We start from the raw sequence: 208 nt of genomic DNA on the forward strand, positions 1-208 counted from the left end.
CACCAGTGGCAGCTGGCGTACCCGACGCTGAGCAGCACGGGCACATCCCGCTTCCTGGCCTCCTCGAACGCCTCGGGCGACCAGGGCCACCAGTCGACGGGATTGTCGGCGTGCTGGAGGAGGTACGGGGAGGTGGTCTGCGCAAGTCGGTTGGCCATGGGCCCAATCCTCGCGCACCCTCCCCCACGACACCCGCGCGCCACGGGGC

General features: G+C 71.2%; 1 protein-coding gene. It reads right to left on the reverse strand.

What is annotated here, in order from left to right; genetic code table 11:
- On the reverse strand, positions 1-158 hold a 158-nt coding region (locus IG90_RS43210; protein ID WP_078585567.1), incomplete at its 3' end, for a DUF255 domain-containing protein.
- Positions 159-208 lie beyond the last annotated feature (50 nt).

It is taken from the genome of Streptomyces anulatus (assembly GCF_000721175.1).
Classification (GTDB): domain Bacteria; phylum Actinomycetota; class Actinomycetes; order Streptomycetales; family Streptomycetaceae; genus Streptomyces; species Streptomyces anulatus_C.